This window comes from Rhodococcus sp. HNM0569 (assembly GCF_012726205.1).
Taxonomy (GTDB): Bacteria; Actinomycetota; Actinomycetes; order Mycobacteriales; family Mycobacteriaceae; genus Rhodococcus_F.
In genome coordinates, this window is sequence record NZ_JAASAE010000004.1 from 278,786 (window position 1) to 296,095 (window position 17,310).

The window sequence follows — 17,310 nt, forward strand, 5'->3', positions numbered from 1 at the left end:
GCGACCTTCAGACGGGCCATCCGCCGAGCGTGATGACGCGCATCTCCTGGTCGACGAGCCGGGCAGGTGTGCCGTGCGACGACAGCCAGTCGATTGCGCTGCCCTGGCGCCCGATCGCAGCGGTCGCGACGGCGTGCGCGCGGGTGCACGACTGCGCGGCCACCGACACGGTGCGCCACTGTGCCGCGTTGTCGGGGTGCAGTGGCCGCACGGTGCTCGTGGTCGCGACGGCGCTCCCGGGCGGGATCGCGATCTGGCAGGTCGGGTCGCCCGGGAGGTCCTGTACGCGTACCTGCCAGCCGCCTTCGGGTTCGGTGCCTGCCGTCGCGATGTCGCCGCCGACGCTGACGAGGACGCCGCACCCGAGCATGTCCGCGGTCGTCCGGGCGGAGTGGTCGGCGGCACTCGCGAGTGCTGTGGCGTCCAGTGTGAACTCGGCGCCGGGAGGCAGGGCGACGGTCGGGCCGTTGCTGCCGGCGTCGTGCACCCGGATCCCGTCCCAGTGGGCACCGTTGGGGCTCACCGCGCCGTTGGTGAGTTCCGCTGCCTGCACGGCGTCGGAGACGAGTCGCGCGAGCAGCGGCGTGACGGGCGTCGTCGCCCCGGCGCGCAAGGTGTGCACCTCGGCGTCGGGCAGATCGGGGTTCGCGGTCGCGTCCACGGCGGCGAGCGCGCCGCGCACCATGTCGGCGGCCGCGTCCACGCGGTCGGCGTCGGTGACGACGACCCGCACGTGGCGGCCCCACGACGTCCACTCGGTCGCCGCGCGGGCGGGAGCGTTCAACATGGCAGCGTTCACCAACCCGACGACGTGGCGTCGGGCATGCCGCTTCCGGCGACCACGCGCAGCGTCTGGGGGGCACCGTCCTTCTGGTCGGCGCTGACCTGGGGCGTGCGTGTCGTGACATAGCCGGTGGCCGCGGTCGCGGTTCCGGCGCCGCCCGCCACGACGACGCCCGCGAGCCCGAGTGCTGCAACCGTGCGCCGCACGGGTCTTCGGAATCCGCGTCTGGTCTCGTCCTGCATGTCTCCACTGTGCCTGCCGATTCTGTGAGAACGATGCGCGAACCTGTGAGGAGTCTGGGAATCGGCGCGTCACCCGGCGCGCCGGGGGCGGTGTCGGTGACCGAACGGGACACGAGACCGCAAAGTGAGATTCCTCTCCCAATTCTCGGCGCAGAGTCGTACGGTGGTCCCACCCGGTCGGCGATTTCCGGGCAGGAGGGACAGTTGGATGTCAGTGGATGCAGCGGCGATCATCGTGGCGATCACCACCGCAGCGGGGGCCATCCTTCAGGGGGCTGACGTACCGCAACAGATCAAGGACGAGGCCGCGAAGGCCGTCGATTCCGTACAGAACGCGGCACCGGAGGTGCAGTCGCAGGTCGACGGCGCACTCGCGGGGCTACCCGAAGGCACTCGCCAGCAGGCCGAATCGATGCTCGGTCGCGCGGGCGACGCCGTGCAGGAGGGCGTCGCGCCGTGGGTGCCGCCGGAGGCCGGGGTGCCGGATGCTCCGAAACCGGGGCTCGACGGCGTGCCGTTCGAGCCCGAACCGGTCCTCGACCAACCGCCGCCCGCGGCTGCAGGCACGAGCACCGCCGCAGCGGGTGCGGGATCGGTGTCGGGCGCGCTGCCCGGCGCCCCGATACTGGGCGGGCTCGGCAACCTGGTACCGCCCGTCGCGGCCACCTTCCCGGGGGTGTCGCTCGCGCCGATCGGTGCGGTCGCGGTATTCGCGCCGTGGCTACGCAAGGCCGGGTCGATCTGTTCGGAGATCACGCCCGAGACGATCGCGTCCCTGTACTCGGTCACCAGTGGTTTCCGCTACGGCGCGGCGGCGCCCACGTCGCTCGTCGGTGCGCGCGGGCCGGGGCAGTTCCTGCCCGCCACGTGGTCGAAGTACGGCAAGGACGCCGACGGCGACGGCAAAGCCGACATCCTCGGTGTCGCCGACTCGGTCATGGCGAGCGGGAACGTCCTGTGCGACACCTATCAGCAGGTCGAGCAGTGGAAGCGCGAGGGTGCCGTGCGAGGCGACTCGCTCGACCTCACGCTCGCGGCCTATGGGGTCACCCCCGAGCTCGTCCGGCTCGCGGGCGGCGTGCCGACGGGTCGCGGCGACAGCCGCCAACAGGACACGCAGCCGTTCGTCACCCGCGTGCGTTCGCTCACCGAGTCGTTCTCCCGCATGCTTTCGCCGTTCTTCTACGGCACGAGCGGCTTCGCCGACAGCAAGGTCGTCGACGCCGCGATGCGCTTCATCGGCTTGCCCTACGTGTGGGGCGGCGGCGGCATCAACGGTCCCACGATGGGTGGCTTCGACTGCTCGGGTCTCACGTCGTACGCCGTGCACGCGGCCAGCGGCATCTCGCTGCCGCGCACGTCGGAACAGCAGTGGAAGGTGGGCGTCGAGGTGCCGCTCGACCAGATGAAGCCCGGAGACCTGCTGTTCGGCAACTGGGGCGGCGGGGGGCCCGGCCACGTCGCGATCTACGTCGGCAACGGCCAGATGCTGCACGCACCCACCACGGGTGACGTCGTACGCATCGGCCCGATCTTCGAAGGCATGAAGGCGCGCCGGTTGTTCTGACCCGTGTCCACCGGGGCTGCATACATAAGGAAAGGGCCGCGATCCGATCGGATCGCGGCCCTTTCCGGTGACCGGACAAGCGGATGTCCGGTGCCGAGACTCAGCCCTGGTACGGCTCGGCACTGACCAGCGTGACCTGCATCGTGTTGCCGTTGGGGAGCGTGTACTTGCGCGTCTCGCCCACCTTCGCATCGATGAGCGCGCCGCCGAGCGGCGAGCTGGGCGAGTACACCTCGAGCTCGCCCGCGCGCAGGCCCTCTTCGCGGGTGGCGATCAGGAAGGTTTCGGTGTCGCTCTCGTCGCCGTCGTAGTACACCTTGACGACCGACCCGGGCAGGGCGACGCCCGACTGCGTGGGGGCCTCGCCGACCTTGGCGTTGTTGAGCAGCTCCTGGAGCTGGCGGATGCGCGCCTCCTGTTGGCCCTGCTCTTCACGCGCCGCGTGATAGCCGCCGTTCTCCTTGAGGTCGCCTTCCTCCCGGCGCTCGTTGATCTCGGCCGCGATGACAGGACGGTTGGCGATGAGCTGGTCGAGTTCGCTCTTGAGCCTGTCGTGCGACTCCTGAGTCAGCCAGGTCACCTGGGTCTCGGTCATCTCGATCACTCCCTCGTAACTGGAACCTCGTGGTTCCCTCGTCAGGACGCTGCGGACACACGTGTGTCGCGATCCGGGACGCACATGCGGGCCGCACGCATCCTGGGCCGCAAATGCAGCAATACACGGCTCCAGCCCGGAACCGTGTATCAACCCATTTTAGCACGACGGGTGCCGCCGACCCCGCGTTCGACAACGATCGAGGCGTATTCTCCGGCGGCCGGTCAGGTCACGGCGTGGTGAGGTAGTCCGGCACGTCGAAGCTGCATCCGTACAGGTCGCCCATGCCCGGCGGGAGGGAAGTGAACACCTGTGCCGTGATCAGCACGGTCGAGTCGGGCCCGCCCGGGACGAGCACCTCGCGGCGACCGGTTTCCGAGCCGTCCCGCGAGCGGGCGCGCGCGATGCAGACGACGTCGCGAGAGGGGTCGTCGCGCGTGACGGTGAACGCGACGTCGATGCGTGAGTCGTCGATGATCTCGTAGGACTTGACCTCGGCGTCGAGATCGGACACCGAGAACCGCTGGTACGCGATGAACGCGACGACGATGCCTGCGACGACGGCCGCCGCGGTGACGAGCCAGACCCAGGTGCGCCGTGGCCGTCGCGTCGTCGCGGCGTACCGGCCCGGGGGAAGCGTGCTGGTCATCTTCGTCGCTCTCGTACCGCTCCGATCGGTGCGCGACTCGCAGCGCAGGGGGCGGGGCACGGCTGCAAGCGGTTCTCTCGGGTGGAACTATAGAGGACGAGCACGAGCCGCCGATCGACGCGGGCTGCGCGCGGGATCCACATGTGGGGCGACCTGCGGGCACGGCCGGGCGGCAAGGCACAATGGAGCCAGTGAGACGCGGGGGAGCCGGCGAGAAGCCGGGCCCGGCGACAGACAGCGAAGCTGAGGTGAAGCACAACGTGAGCGGATACCGCCTCATGGCCGTCCATGCCCACCCGGACGACGAGTCGAGCAAGGGTGCCGCCACGATGGCCCGCTACGCGCACGAGGGCGACCGCGTGCGCGTGGTCACGCTCACCGGCGGCGAACGTGGCGACATCCTCAACCCCGCGATGGACCTGCCCGGCAACCGCGAGCGGATGTCGGAACTACGCATCGAAGAGATGGCCGAAGCCGCGCGCATCCTCGGCGTCGAACACGAGTGGCTCGGGTTCGTCGACTCCGGTCTGCCCGAGGGCGACCCGCTGCCGCCGCTGCCCGAAGGCAGCTTCGCGCTCGTCCCCTTGGAGATCGCGACCGAGGCGCTGGTGCGGTCCATCCGCGCGTTCCGGCCGCACGTCATCACGACCTACGACGAGAACGGTGGCTACCCGCATCCCGACCACATCCGCTGCCACGAGGTGTCGATGGCGGCGTTCGAGGCCGCGGGCGATCCCGAGCGGTTCCCGGACGCGGGCGAGCCGTGGGAAGTGCAGAAGATCTACTACAACCACGGGTTCATCCGTCGCCGTCTCGTGCAGTTCCAGGAGGAGTACGAGCGCCGCGGCGTCGAGTTCCCGATGGCGGACTGGCTCGCGAAGTGGAAGACCGAGCAGGGTGACCTGATGGCGCGCGTGACCACCCAGATCACGTGCGGCGACTACTTCGCACAGCGCGACGACGCGTTGCGTGCGCACGCAACGCAGATCGACCCGAACGGGTCGTTCTTCGCCGTCCCGCTCGACATCCAGCAGAAGGTGTGGCCCACCGAGGAATTCGAGCTCGCGAAGACCCGCGTGACGACGTCCATCCCCGAAGACGACCTGTTCGCAGGTGTCGAGAAGAGTGAGTGATCTCGAGTGATCGTGTCCAGTGTGTCGGCGGTGCTGGCCCAGTTCCCCAACGACTCCGGCACGCCCACGGGCCCGGAATTCGGCAAGGCCTCGCCGGTCGGTCTCGTGCTGATTCTGCTGCTGCTCGTCGGCGTCGTGTTGCTCGTGCGGTCGATGAACAAGAAGCTCAAGCGGCTCCCGGACACGTTCGACCAGGATCGGCCCGAGGCCGATCAGGCCGCCGACGAGGGCACCGACCGCGGCGCGCTGCAGGACCTGCCTCCCACGGACACGTCATCGCGCGACGAACGGGCTGCAGGCGGATCGGGCAGCGGCGCCGATCAGCCACCCACACGTGACAGTTAACGAGGCCGTGCCGCAGTGCTAGCCTGATGAACCGTATCGGTTACGGCTGTCCGGTTCGCGTATGCATCCGGCCGGTGGAGAGTGGAGGACGGTGAGTAGATGACGGTCGCGCAGATCGCCGCCATGTGCGGCGCCCGACCCATCCTTACCTCCCGGGCCCCGCGTTGATCGTCGCCTGCCCTCCTCCCCGCGGGGAGTAGTTGCGGCAGCTACGCGCCGCGGAGCCCCACACGAAGGACTCCACCTTGTCCGATCGACACATCACCGATCTCCCTCGCATCTACACAGTCCGCGAGAGCGGACACCGGATACACAATCCCCTCACACCCGCCAAACTTTCCGCTCTGGGCGAGGCACTCGGGCTCACCCCCCGGAACGACCCTCCTCGACCTTGCCAGTGGCTCGGGCGAGATGCTGTGCACGTGGGCGCGCGATCACGCGATCACGGGCACGGGCGTCGACATCAGCTCCGTCTTCACCGCGCACGCACGTGCGCGCGCCGTCGATCTCGGAGTATCCGAGTCGGTCGATTTCGTCCACGCCGACGCGGTCGGCTACGTCGCGGACAGGCCTGTCGACGTGGCGGCGTGCCTCGGCGCGACATGGATCGGCGAGGGTGTGGCCGGAACGATCGAGTTGCTCGACCGCAGCCTCCGCCCGGGAGGGCTGATGCTGATCGGCGAGCCCTACTGGCGGCGCACTCCTACCGACGAGCACACAGCGCGGGAGTGTCAGGCAGGCGCGATCGCCGACTTCCTGAGCCTGTCCGCGCTGATCGAGCAGTTCCAGGGCCTCGGCTACGACGTCGTCGAAATGGTGCTCGCCGACCAGGACAGCTGGGATCGCTATGCCGCGGCGCAGTGGCTCACGATGAGGCGCTGGCTCGACGGCAACCCCGACGACGAGTTGGCGAGTCGGGTACGCGAGGAACTCACGGAGGAGCCTGCCCGGTACGCGCGTTCGACGCGTGAGTACCTCGGGTGGGGAGTGTTCGCTCTCATGAAGAGCTGACGTGGTCCGGCCGTTCCGCCGCGGCACCGCCGCGGCGGAACGGCTGCGTTGCCCGCGACCTCGAGTGGACCACCCGCCGCCCCGCCCCCGCATGTCACGATGGACGGATGAATCGACTGGCAGATTCGCGGTCGCCGTACCTGCTCCAGCATGCCGACAATCCGGTCCACTGGCAGGAATGGGGGCCCGACGCCCTCGCGTCCGCGCGGGAACGCGACGTACCCATCCTGTTGTCGGTCGGCTACGCCGCGTGCCACTGGTGTCACGTCATGGCGCACGAGTCCTTCGAGGACGATGCGACCGCAGAACTCATGAACGCCAACTTCGTCTGCGTCAAGGTCGACCGCGAAGAACGCCCCGATCTCGACGCGATCTACATGACCGCGACCGTCGCGATGACCGGTCAGGGCGGCTGGCCCATGACATGCTTCCTCACGCCCGACGGCGCCCCGTTCTACTGCGGCACGTACTACCCGCGCATCGCGCACGGCGGCATGCCGTCGTTCACCCAGGTGCTCGACGCGATCGTGGACACGTGGCGCACCCGCCGCGAGGACGTCACGCGTGCGGGCGACGCGGTGGTCACCGAACTCACGCGCAGTGCGGGTGCGGTCCCCGCGGGTGGTGCTCCCACCGCCGATGCGCTGGATGCGGCGGTCGCGTCGGTGCTGCAGGACGAGGACACCGCACACGGCGGATTCGGCGGCGCACCCAAGTTTCCACCGTCCGCTCTGCTCGAGGGACTGATACGACACACCGAGCGCACGGGCTCGAGTGACGTGCACGACGCGGTCGAACGGACCGCGTCGGCCATGGCGCGGGGCGGCATCCACGATCAGCTTGCGGGTGGGTTCGCGCGGTACTCCGTGGACGCCGAGTGGATCGTGCCGCACTTCGAGAAGATGCTGTACGACAACGCGCAACTGCTGCGCGTCTACGCGCATCTCGCGCGGCGCACGTCGTCGCCCGAGTACACGCGGGTCGCGGCCGGCATCGTGGACTTCCTGCTGCGCGATCTGCGCACCGAGACCGGCGCCTTCGCGTCCTCCCTCGACGCCGACACGGAAGGCGTCGAAGGGCTCACCTACGTGTGGACTCCCGAAGAACTCGTCGACGTCCTCGGTTTCGACGACGGCGTGTGGGCCGCGGGTCTGCTCGGGGTCGGCGCGTCCGGCACCTTCGAGGCGGGCACGTCGGTCGCGCAACTGCTCGAGACCCCCGACGACCCCGCGCGGTGGGCGCGGGTGCGTGAGGCGCTGTTCGCGTACCGGCTCACCCGTCCGCAACCCGCGCGAGACGACAAGGTCGTCACCGCGTGGAACGGCCTCGCGATCGGCGCACTCGCGGAAGCCGGTGCGGGGCTGGGCGAACCGGAGTGGGTCGACGCGGCACGCGCCGCGGCGGAAGCGGTGGTGGACCTGCATGTCGTCGACGGCCGGGTGCGCCGCGCCTCGCTCGGCGGCGAGGTGGGGGAGTCCGCAGGCGTGCTCGAGGACTACGCGGCACTCGCCGCCGGGCTGCTCGCGCTGTACCAGGCGACGGGTGAGGGCCGGTGGCTCCAGACGGCGTGCGCGCTGCTCGAAGCGGCGCTCGAGCACTTCGCCGACGCCGAAGCGCCCGGTGCCTGGTTCGACACGGCCGACGACGCCGAAGTGCTCGTGTCGCGCCCGCGCGATCCGGTGGACGGCGCGACCCCGTCCGGCGCGTCGACGATCGCCGACGCGCTGCTCACTGCCGCCGCGCTCGCGACCCCCGATCTGTCCGAGCGGTACCGCATCGCCGCCGACGCGTCGCTCGCGCGGGCCGCGCTGTTGCTCGAACGGGTGCCGCGGTCGGCAGGCAACTGGCTCGCGGTGGCCGAGGCGGCGGTGCGCGGGCCGTTGCAGGTCGCGGTCGCGACGGACGGGGCGACGGCTTTGCTCGATGCCGCGCGCCGCGACGCGCCCGGGGGGACCGTCGTGGTCGGCGGCGTACCCGATTCGGCGCCGCTGCTCGTCGACCGCCCACTCGTCGACGGGCAGGCCGCCGCGTACGTGTGCCGCGGCTTCGTGTGCGAGCGGCCGGTCACCGACAGTGCCGAACTCGCCGCGGCGCTCGCGCGCTGAACATTCTGCGGCGCTCGCGCGCGGGCCTGATCAGCGCAGTGCGGTGAGGATCACCGGGCCGTCCTCGGTGACCGCGATGGTGTGTTCGGAGTGCGCGGTACGTGAGCCGTCGGCCGAGCGGATGGTCCATCCGTCGGGGTCGTACACGATGTCGTCGGTGCCTGTCGCACACCACGGTTCGAGCGCGATGGTCAGGCCCGGCCGCAGGGTGAGTCCGCGCCCGGGTCGTCCGTCGTTGGCGATGTGCGGGTCTTCGTGCATCGTGCGGCCGAGTCCGTGGCCGCCGAAGTCGGTGTTGATGCGGTAGCCGCGCGCGTGCAGGACGTCGCCGATCGTGGCGGATACGTCGCCCAGGCGGGCGCCGGGAGCCGCGGCAGCGATGCCGGCGTCGAGCGCATCGCGCGTCGCGTCGACCAGGCGTACGTCCTCTGGACGTGGCGTGCCGACGACGACGGTGCGCGCCGAATCGGCGACCCAGCCGTCGATCGACACCGCGAGGTCCATGCTCAGTACGTCGCCGTCCGCGAGGACGTAATCGTGCGGAAGTCCGTGCAGCACCGCATCGTTGACTGACAGGCAGATCACATTGCGGAAGGGGCCGCGCCCGAAGGACGGCGAGTAGTCCCAGTAGCACGAGGTCGCGTCGCGCTCGCGGATCATCGTGCGGGCGCGCTGTTCGAGGTCGAGGAGGTTGACGCCGACGGCGGCGCGCTGCGCGAGGTCGGCAAGGACCTCGGCGACGAACGCGCCGGTGACGCGCATGCGCCCGATCTCGGCGGGCGACTTGAGTTCGATCATGAACGGTATTCTAATACCGATTCCCGACCGGTATTCCAATACCGACGATGCTAGCGTGGGTGCATGGTCCGTCCACCCCTCACTCCGCAGCAGATCGAGGCAGGCCGCAGGCTCGGCGCGATGCTGCGTGCCGCGCGCGGCACACGCACCCTCGACGATGTCGCCGCCTGCGCCGCGATCTCGCCGGAAACGCTGCGCAAGATCGAGACGGGCCGGCTGCCCACGCCCGCGTTCGCGACCGTGGTCGCACTGTGTGTCGCGCTGGACGTCGACGTGCGGGCCGCGGCCGAGACGTGCGGCGCGGTGCCCCTCGCCGGCTAGACCGCCAGCACCACCAGCCACACCGCGGCGTAGTGACACAGTGCGGCCACGGCGGTGGCGGCATGGAAGAATTCGTGATGGCCGAAGGTGGCGGGCCACGGGTCGGGCCAGCGCAGCGCGTACAGCACGCCGCCGACGCTGTAGAGGATGCCGCCGATCAGAAGCAGGATCATCGGTGCGAACCCGGTCTCGCGGACGAGTTCGGGTGCGACCGGCACGATCGCCCACCCGAGGAGTAGATACAGCGGCACACCCAGCCAGCGAGGAGCGGTGGGCCACAACATCTTCAGCGCTACGCCCGCGATCGCGCCCGTCCAGACCACCGCGAGCAGGGTGCGACCGGTCGACGCGGGCAGTGCCAGCACGCCGAACGGTGTGTAACTGCCCGCGATGAACACGAAGATCATCGAGTGGTCGGCGCGCTTCATCCACATGCGTGCCCGCGCGCTGCGCCACGGCACGCGATGATAGGTGGCGCTCACGCCGAACACGCCGCACACGGTGAGGGCATAGACGCCCGTCGCGACGGCGGCGGCCGTGGAGGTCAGCGTCGCGGCGCAGGTCACGAGGGTTGCGCCGGACACGACCGATACCGCGAACGCCCACGCGTGGATCCAGCCGCGCAGGCGCGGTTTGACGGGAATCTCGTCCAGTCCGAGTGCGGTCATGGGGCGCTGCGGGTCCTCTCGAGGGAGTGCGACGGGGTGAACCTACGGAACCGTAGGTTGTCGATCGGTGCTCACCCTACCCCTCGGTAGCGCGGCATGCGCGACCTCGCCGCCGGGAGGTGACGGCGGTTCGGCGGGCGTCGGCGGCGGCGTATTGTGGGCACCCATGGTGATCGTCCGGTGAGTGAGCGCACGCGGGAGGAGCGCGGGATTCCGACCCCGCGCTCATTGCTGTATCGGCTGTACGAGCAGCGCTTGCTGCGCAGTCTCCGTGGTCGGCAGGCCCCGCGGCACATCGCGGTCATGTGCGACGGCAACCGGCGCTGGGCGCGCGAGAACGGTTTCACCGACGTCAGCCATGGGCATCGCATGGGCGCACTCAAGATCGCCGAGATGCTCGGCTGGTGCGATGCCGCAGGTGTCGAGACCGCCACCATCTACCTGCTGTCCACCGAGAACCTGCGACGCGATCCGGAAGAGCTCACGACTCTCCTCGAGATCATCACCGACGTCGTCGAGGAGATCTCGGGTCCTGACACCAACTGGAGCGTCAAGATCGTCGGTGCGCCCGATCTGCTTCCGCCCGAGCATGCGCGCCGACTGCGTGAGGCCGCCGAGCGCACCCAGGGCCGCACGGGCACACACGTCAACGTCGCAGTCGGGTACGGCGGGCGGCAGGAGATCGCCGATGCGGTGCAATCGCTGCTGCGGCAGCGGATCGAGGCGGGCGTCGGGGGCGACGCACTCGTCGACTCGGTCACCGTCGATGCGATCGACGACCATCTGTACACGTCGGGGCAGCCCGACCCCGATCTCGTGATCCGCACGTCGGGGGAACAGCGGCTGTCGGGTTTCCTGTTGTGGCAGAGCGCCTATTCGGAGATCTGGTTCACCGAGGCGTACTGGCCCGAGTTCCGTCGCGTCGACTTCCTGCGGGCGCTGCGTGACTACGCGGCACGGCACCGCCGTTTCGGTACCTGACGACCACAGGTCGCCTCGGTCGTCATCCTGCCGCCGCTGGGCGCGAAAGCCCCGCTCGGGTGGCCGTGGATCGGCGCATCGCTGCCTTCCGGGCGGGTGTGGCGTCGTAGAAGGACTCGTAGTCGCTGTCGGTCCACGCGCCTTCCGCCAGTCGGTCGCGTACGTAGAGGACGTCCGGCCAGGTGTTGTCGAAGCCGAACAACGCGTCCGCCTGCGCAAGGCTCAGGCCGAGTATCTCTCTGCCGGCGCGTTCCCAGTGCGTCCGCGAGTCGTCGTCGGCGCGCCTGGGCATGAGCATGTCGTCGATGTAGAAGCTCGTCGAGTTGTGCACCGCCCAACCCGCGATACACCCGGAAGACCCGGACCACCATCCCTTCTGATTCCACCGCTTCGGTCGGGCGGACAGCTGCGCGATGATGGCGTCGAGTGCCTGGATATCGACCATTCGGCATCCCCTCGAGACCGCGAACGAGTGCGACAGGTCGAACGCTCGGCGGTGGCGGCGTAATCCCGGATGTCGCCCGCGTCACGCGGGCGGTTGTGAACGCGACGGGACGAGGGCGGAATACCAGATGTCGGCGAGCACGTGCACGGCGAGTTCGCGGGGGGTGTCGATCGTGCCCTGCTCGGCCCATCGTGCGAAGAACCGTTCGAGCTGCGCGACGAGCAGTTCGATCCGCAGCCGCGCCTCGGCTTCGCGCTCGGGTCCCCAGTTCGCGAGGTAGCCGGGCATCGCGTCGGAGAGATCGGCGATCGCCTGCCGCGCGACGGGCGTGAAACCCGGCTCGAGGGCGACGGCCTGGTCCCAGGCGGGCAGGAGGGTGCGATGGCGGTCGAACCAGTCGACAGCGGCCTCGATCCACGCGGTGAACTCGGCCTTCGACTCGGTGGTGAGCACACGGTCCAGGTCTGCGTACAACTCGGCGGCCCGCGGGTGCATCGAGTCGGCGCTCACGGCGCGCAGCACCGTCATCTTGTCGGGGAAGTGCAGGTAGAAGGCGGCCCGACTGCACCCGGCCCGCCGCGCGATGTCCTCGATCCGAACGGGCGCATATCCGTGCTCGGCGAAGAGGTCGCGTGCCGCGGCGACGAGTCCGGCTCGCGTCGCGGCCTTCTGCTGTGCGCGTGTCATGCCCACCTCCCACGGGGATCGTACGAGCCGGCTCGTCGCCATTTACTTGACATGGCGTCAGTGAACACGTTCTATGAACCACATCACAAATACGGCGTTCGGAGGTCAACCATGACGAGTTCCGTCGGCGGCGCCCGCGTGTGCATCATCGGCGCGGGGTGCTCGGGCTTCACGACGGCCAAAAGGCTTCTCGACCACGGCATCACGTTCGACTGCTTCGAGGCGTCGGACGACGTGGGCGGCAACTGGTACTACAAGAATCCCACCGGCAGGTCGGCGTGCTACGAGAGCCTGCACATCGACACGTCCTCCACGCGGTTGCAGTTCGAGGACTTCCCGGTGCCCGACGACTGGCCGCACTTCCCGCACCACTCGCTCATGCACCAGTACTTCCGCGACTATGTCGAGCACTTCGGGCTTCGCGAGCACATCACCTTCGGCACGACGGTCACGGCCGCGCGGCGGCGGGACGGCGGCGGGTGGAGTGTCACCCTCGACACCGGCGAGACACGCGAGTACGAGGCGCTCGTGGTGGCGAACGGTCACCATTGGGATCCGCGCCTGCCGGAGTATCCCGGCCGGTTCGACGGGGTCCTGATGCACAGCCACGACTACCGGAGCCCGTTCGATCCGATCGACATGCGCGGCAAGCGGATCGTGGTGGTGGGCATGGGGAATTCAGGCCTCGACATCGCGTCCGAGTTGTCGCACCGGTCGATCGCCGACCACGTGTGGGTGTCGGCTCGCCGCGGCGTGTGGGTGCTGTCGAAGTACCGCGAGGGGAAGCCGGCGGACAAGATGATGATGCCGCCGTGGATGCCTCGCAAGCTCGGACTCGCGATCGCGCGCCGCAAGATCAAGAAGTCGATCGGCCGCATGGAGGACTACGGGCTGCCCACGCCCGACCACGAACCGCTGAGCGCGCACCCGTCCGTCAGCATCGACTTCCTCGCGAAGTCCGCATCCGGCGATCTCACGTGCGTGCCGGCCATCGAGTCGCTCGACGGCGATCGTGTGCGCCTCGCCGACGGGCGCGAGATCGAGGCCGACGTGGTCGTCTGTGCCACCGGCTACAATATGAGCTTCCCCTTCTTCGACGATCCTGCGCTGCAACCGGATTCGGATCATCGATTCCCGCTCTTCAAGCGCATCGTCAAACCCGGTGTGGAGGACTTGTTCTTCATGGGCCTCGCGCAGGCGTCGCCCACGATCGTCAACCTCGCGGAGCAGCAGAGCAAGCTGGTCGCGGGTCTGCTCGCGGGCACCTACCGGTTGCCCGGTCGCGGCGACATGGAGGAGGCCATCCGCAGCGACGACGCCGCGAGCCTCGCGCAGTACTACGACGCGCCGCGGCACACCATCCAGGTCGACTTCGCGCGGTACGTACGCGACCTGAAACGCGAACTCGACGAGGGTGGCAAGCGTGCCGGTGCGGCGGCGGGCGACAGTGCGCGCGTGACGGTAGGCGCGCGGTGAGCACGGCGCTCGGCGGCACGTACGCGCCGCGGTTCGCGCCGGTGGCCGACCTCCTCGAACGCAACCTCGCGGACGGCACCGACCTCGGGGCCTCGGTCTGTGTCGTGCACGACGGCGAGGTCGTGGTCGACCTGTGGGGCGGGATGCAGGACGGCGCCGGAAGGTCTTGGCAGCGCGACACTCTCGTCAACGTGTACTCGCTCAGCAAGACGGCGACCGCGATGGCCGCGCTCGCGCTCGTCGACCGCGGGCTGCTGGACCTCGATGCGCCCGTCGCGCGCTACTGGCCCGAGTTCGGTGCGGCGGGCAAGCAGGGCGTGCTCGTGCGGCATGTGCTGTCGCACACGTCCGGCGTCGCCGGGTGGCGTGAGCGCGTGAGTGTCGACGACGTGTGCGACGTGCCCGCGTCGTCGGCGCTGCTCGCGGCGCAGGAACCGTGGTGGGAGCCGGGCACGGCCTCGGGCTACCACGCGCTGAACTACGGGCATCTCGTGGACGCGCTCGTGCGCCGCGTCGACGGGCGTGCGCTCGGTGCCTGGTTCGCTGACGAGATCGCGCATTCGCTGGGGGCGGACTTCCATCTCGGTGTCGGCCCCGACGAGGACGACCGGATCGCGCCGCTCGTGGCGCCGCCGCCCACGGGCTTCGATTACGGCGCACTCGATCCCGAGAGCGTATTCGTCAAGACCATGACCAATCCGCTCGTGCCGATCCCTGTCACGTCGTCGCGGCAGTGGCGCGCCGCGGGGATCGGTGCGGCGGGCGGGCACGGAAATGCCCGCTCGGTCGCGGCGGTCAACACTCCGGTCTCGCACGCAGGTATGGGCCTGGGCGGTGTACGGGTGCTGTCGGCCGAGACCGTCGAGCGCGTGTTCGAGCCGCACTCCGACGGCGTCGATGCGGTGCTCGGCGCCCCGGTGCGGTTCGGTCCCGGTTTCGCGCTCGGCGGCGGCCGCCTCCACCCGAGCATCCCGCAACAGCGGGCGTGCTGGTGGACGGGCTACGGCGGATCGATCGTCGTCAACGACGCCGACCGCAGGCTCACCTTCGCGTACGTCATGAACCGCATGGAGCCCGAACTGCTCGGCTCACCGCGCACCGACGGCTACGTGTCGGCGGTGTACGACTCGCTGGGCGACCGGGTCACAGCTTCCGTAGGCGCAGCCGATTGATCGAATGATCGGCGTCCTTGCGCAACACCAGTGTTGCGCGAGGACGCGTCGGGAGGATGTTCTCGACGAGATTGGGCCGGTTGATGTTGTTCCAGATCTCGACGGCCGCGACGGTCGCGTCGCGGTCGGACAGGCCCGCATAGTGGTGGAAGTGGGCCTGCGGGTCGGAGAACGACGTCTTGCGCAGTGCGAGAAAGCGTTTGACGTACCACGACTCGATGTCCTCGATGCGGGCGTCGACGTAGATCGAGAAGTCGAACAGATCGGACACCATGAGACGCGGGCCGGTCTGCAGCACGTTGAGGCCCTCGATGATCAGGATGTCCGGCTGGCGGATGAGGTGGTACTGGCCGGGCACGATGTCGTACGACACGTGCGAGTAGACCGGTGCCGCCACCTCGCGCGCACCGGACTTGACCTCGGTGACGAACCGCAGCAACTTGCGGCGGTCGTAGCTCTCGGGAAAACCTTTGCGGTGCATCAGCCCGCGCCGCTCGAGCTCGCGCGTCGGGTAGAGGAAGCCGTCGGTCGTCACGAGATCGACGCGGGGGTGATGCTCCCAGCGGGCGAGGAGCGCCTGCAGCACACGCGCGGTGGTGGACTTGCCCACCGCGACCGATCCGGCGACACCGATCACGAACGGCACCTGCCGGTCGGGATGCTTCTCCCCGAGGAAGGTCGCGGTGGCCGCGAACAGCCGCTGCCGTGCCGCGACCTGCAGGTGGATCAGACGTGCGAGCGGCAGGTACACCTCCGCGACCTCTTCGAGGTCGATCTGCTCGCCCAGGCCCCGCAGACCCTTGAGCTCTTCCTCGGTGAGCACGAGCGGCGTGGACTTGCGCAGTGTGCGCCACTGCTTGCGGTCGAACTCGATGTACGGGCTCGGCTCACTCGTACGGGACATCAGCGCAGCTCACCCTCGTCGGTGTGGGCACCGGTGGCAGGACGCGTCACGGGTGTGTGCATGCCCAAGATTGTGCTTGGTGACACACGGGCACGTCAGCCGGGGTCGGAATCGGGCGTCCCGGCACGGTCGAAGGTCCCGCCCCGCTGCCACGAGAGAGGGGACCGCCTCGGCTAGTGTCGGGACGTATGGAACCGGACACGCTGGTACGCGAATACCTGCAACTCGGTCTGTCGTTCGACCGCCTCGAAGAAGGCTTCGTCGACGCCTACACGGGCGATCCGGCGTTGCGCCGCGCCGTCGACAACGCGCCACCGCCCGATCCCGCGGCGCTCGCCCGCACCGCGCGCACCCTGCGCGACGAACTGGCCTCGACCAACCTGTCCCACGAGCGCTCCCGCTTCCTCGACGTGCACCTGCGGGCCCTCGAATGCTCGGGCCGCAAGTTCGCGGGCGAGGACATCGGTTTCGTCGACGAGGTCGAGGCGTACTTCGACGTGCGCATCGCACGCGAGGACGAGGCCGTCTACCGCGAGGCGCACCGCAGGATGGACGAGGTGCTGCCCGGGTCCGGCCCGCTCGCCGACCGCATCCGCGCGCACCGGGCGGCCGACGAGATCCCGCCCGAGCGGCTGCGCGAGTGCGTCGAAGCGTTCTCGAGCGCGCTGCGCGATCTGGTGCGCGCGCAGTACGCGCTGCCCGAGGTCGAGACCGTCGAATACGAGGTCGTGGGCGACAAGCCGTGGTCCGGCTTCAACTACTACCTCGGCGACTACCGCTCGCGCGTCGCGATCAACTCCGACCTGAAACAGCACATGGCGAACCTGCCGCGGCTCATCGCGCACGAGGCGTACCCGGGGCACCACACCGAGCACTGCCGCAAGGAAGCGGGCCTCGTCGGCAGCGGCCAGGCCGAGCAGACGTTGTTCGTGGTCAACACGCCGCAATGCCTCATGGCCGAGGGGCTCGCCGACCTCGCGCTCGGCGCGGTCGTCGGCCCCGGGTGGGGTGCCTGGGCACAGGAGATCTACGCCGACCTGGGCCTGCGGTTCGACGGCGAGACGGCCGAGCGGCTGTCGGAGGCGTCGGCGGGCCTGCTCGGCGTCCGCCAGGATGCGGCGATGATGCTGCACGACGAGCACCGCAGCCACGACGACGTCGCGCAGTTCCTGCAGCGCTGGTCGCTCACCACCCCCGAGCGTGCGCGTCAGCAGCTGCGCTTCCTGTCGTCGCCGCTGTGGCGCGCCTACATCAGCACATACGTCGAGGGCTATCGGCTGCTCGGCACGTGGCTCGACGACGTCCCGCGTGGTTCCGATCGCGCCGAACGGTTCCGCCGACTGCTCGACGAACCGCTCGTCCCGAGCGCGCTGCGCGGCGTCGACGCTGCATAGGCGGTTGCCGGGCGGGTCGGGTGGCTTCGTAGA

19 protein-coding genes are annotated in these 17,310 nt (G+C 69.5%); 10 read left to right on the top strand and 9 right to left on the bottom strand.

From position 1 onward, the window contains the following. Nucleotides 1-7 precede the first annotated feature (7 nt). Nucleotides 8-787: an FAD:protein FMN transferase gene (locus tag HCA44_RS08275; RefSeq protein ID WP_169648047.1), complete on the bottom strand. Its 780-nt coding sequence runs from the start codon at nt 785-787 to the stop codon at nt 8-10. 8 nt (nt 788-795) lie between these two features. Further along, nucleotides 796-1,026 carry a hypothetical protein gene (locus tag HCA44_RS08280; RefSeq protein WP_169648048.1) on the bottom strand — a complete coding sequence of 77 codons (231 nt, stop codon included), beginning with the start codon at nt 1,024-1,026 and terminating at the stop codon, nt 796-798. A 208-nt stretch (nt 1,027-1,234) separates the two neighbouring features. Here HCA44_RS08280 and HCA44_RS08285 point away from each other — a divergent pair, with 208 nt between their 5' ends. Continuing rightward, entirely contained in the window at nt 1,235-2,593 is a 1,359-nt protein-coding gene (locus tag HCA44_RS08285) for a bifunctional lytic transglycosylase/C40 family peptidase (RefSeq protein ID WP_169648049.1), read from the top strand. A gap of 100 nt (nt 2,594-2,693) precedes the next feature. Here the strand turns inward: HCA44_RS08285 and greA are convergent, their stop codons facing one another. Both greA and HCA44_RS08295 read right to left on the bottom strand, forming a co-directional pair. After that, nucleotides 2,694-3,188 carry a transcription elongation factor GreA gene (gene greA / locus HCA44_RS08290; RefSeq protein ID WP_169648050.1) on the bottom strand — a complete coding sequence of 165 codons (495 nt, stop codon included), beginning with the start codon at nt 3,186-3,188 and terminating at the stop codon, nt 2,694-2,696. Between the two features lie 229 nt (nt 3,189-3,417). Then, nucleotides 3,418-3,837 (bottom strand): DUF4307 domain-containing protein, encoded by a 420-nt coding sequence (locus HCA44_RS08295; RefSeq protein WP_169648051.1) that lies wholly within the window; start codon nt 3,835-3,837, stop codon nt 3,418-3,420. Nucleotides 3,838-4,097: 260 nt separating this feature from the next. Between HCA44_RS08295 and mca the strand changes: the two genes are divergently transcribed. The 4 genes from mca to HCA44_RS08315 all read left to right on the top strand — a co-directional run bounded on the left by mca (nt 4,098) and on the right by HCA44_RS08315 (nt 8,431). Further along, nucleotides 4,098-4,970 carry a mycothiol conjugate amidase Mca gene (gene mca / locus HCA44_RS08300; protein ID WP_169648052.1) on the top strand — a complete coding sequence of 291 codons (873 nt, stop codon included), beginning with the start codon at nt 4,098-4,100 and terminating at the stop codon, nt 4,968-4,970. 12 nt (nt 4,971-4,982) lie between these two features. Beyond that, complete coding sequence (locus HCA44_RS08305; protein ID WP_346764643.1) at nt 4,983-5,315, top strand: hypothetical protein; 333 nt, start codon at nt 4,983-4,985, stop codon at nt 5,313-5,315. Between the two features lie 411 nt (nt 5,316-5,726). Next, nucleotides 5,727-6,326, top strand: a complete 600-nt coding sequence (locus HCA44_RS08310) for a class I SAM-dependent methyltransferase (protein ID WP_240945369.1) — start codon at nt 5,727-5,729, stop codon at nt 6,324-6,326. A gap of 107 nt (nt 6,327-6,433) precedes the next feature. Beyond that, complete coding sequence (locus HCA44_RS08315; RefSeq protein WP_169648054.1) at nt 6,434-8,431, top strand: thioredoxin domain-containing protein; 1,998 nt, start codon at nt 6,434-6,436, stop codon at nt 8,429-8,431. A 30-nt stretch (nt 8,432-8,461) separates the two neighbouring features. Here HCA44_RS08315 and map read toward each other — a convergent pair whose 3' ends face one another. After that, nucleotides 8,462-9,229 (bottom strand): type I methionyl aminopeptidase, encoded by a 768-nt coding sequence (gene map, locus HCA44_RS08320; RefSeq protein WP_169648055.1) that lies wholly within the window; start codon nt 9,227-9,229, stop codon nt 8,462-8,464. Nucleotides 9,230-9,292: 63 nt separating this feature from the next. Between map and HCA44_RS08325 the strand changes: the two genes are divergently transcribed. Continuing rightward, a complete protein-coding gene (locus HCA44_RS08325) occupies nt 9,293-9,550 on the top strand; it encodes a helix-turn-helix transcriptional regulator (RefSeq protein ID WP_169648056.1) in 258 nt (85 codons plus the stop codon). Here the strand turns inward: HCA44_RS08325 and HCA44_RS08330 are convergent. Continuing rightward, complete coding sequence (locus HCA44_RS08330) at nt 9,547-10,218, bottom strand: hemolysin III family protein (RefSeq protein ID WP_169648057.1); 672 nt, start codon at nt 10,216-10,218, stop codon at nt 9,547-9,549. The two genes, HCA44_RS08325 and HCA44_RS08330, sit on opposite strands and share 4 nt — an antisense overlap. 180 nt (nt 10,219-10,398) lie before the next feature. Between HCA44_RS08330 and HCA44_RS08335 the strand changes: the two genes are divergently transcribed. Then, the gene (locus HCA44_RS08335; RefSeq protein WP_169648058.1) at nt 10,399-11,199 is read left to right on the top strand and encodes an isoprenyl transferase; all 801 of its coding nucleotides are present in this window, start codon (nt 10,399-10,401) and stop codon (nt 11,197-11,199) included. 22 nt (nt 11,200-11,221) lie between these two features. On the opposite strand, the gene HCA44_RS08340 is transcribed toward HCA44_RS08335, so the two are convergent. Together HCA44_RS08340 and HCA44_RS08345 are read right to left on the bottom strand one after the other, a co-directional pair. Continuing rightward, a complete protein-coding gene (locus HCA44_RS08340; RefSeq protein WP_169648059.1) occupies nt 11,222-11,644 on the bottom strand; it encodes a hypothetical protein in 423 nt (140 codons plus the stop codon). 81 nt (nt 11,645-11,725) lie between these two features. Then, a complete protein-coding gene (locus HCA44_RS08345) occupies nt 11,726-12,331 on the bottom strand; it encodes a TetR/AcrR family transcriptional regulator (RefSeq protein WP_169648060.1) in 606 nt (201 codons plus the stop codon). A 111-nt stretch (nt 12,332-12,442) separates the two neighbouring features. On the opposite strand from HCA44_RS08345, the gene HCA44_RS08350 reads away from it, so the two are divergent. Continuing rightward, entirely contained in the window at nt 12,443-13,807 is a 1,365-nt protein-coding gene (locus HCA44_RS08350) for an NAD(P)-binding domain-containing protein (protein WP_169648061.1), read from the top strand. Continuing rightward, nucleotides 13,804-14,979, top strand: a complete 1,176-nt coding sequence (locus HCA44_RS08355) for a serine hydrolase domain-containing protein (protein WP_169648062.1) — start codon at nt 13,804-13,806, stop codon at nt 14,977-14,979. Before HCA44_RS08350 ends, HCA44_RS08355 begins: the two co-directional genes overlap by 4 nt. Here the strand turns inward: HCA44_RS08355 and coaA are convergent. Beyond that, complete coding sequence (gene coaA, locus HCA44_RS08360) at nt 14,951-15,883, bottom strand: type I pantothenate kinase (protein ID WP_169648063.1); 933 nt, start codon at nt 15,881-15,883, stop codon at nt 14,951-14,953. The genes HCA44_RS08355 and coaA overlap by 29 nt on opposite strands. A gap of 188 nt (nt 15,884-16,071) precedes the next feature. Between coaA and HCA44_RS08365 the strand changes: the two genes are divergently transcribed. Beyond that, a complete protein-coding gene (locus tag HCA44_RS08365) occupies nt 16,072-17,277 on the top strand; it encodes a DUF885 domain-containing protein (protein ID WP_169648064.1) in 1,206 nt (401 codons plus the stop codon). Nucleotides 17,278-17,310: the final 33 nt, after the last annotated feature.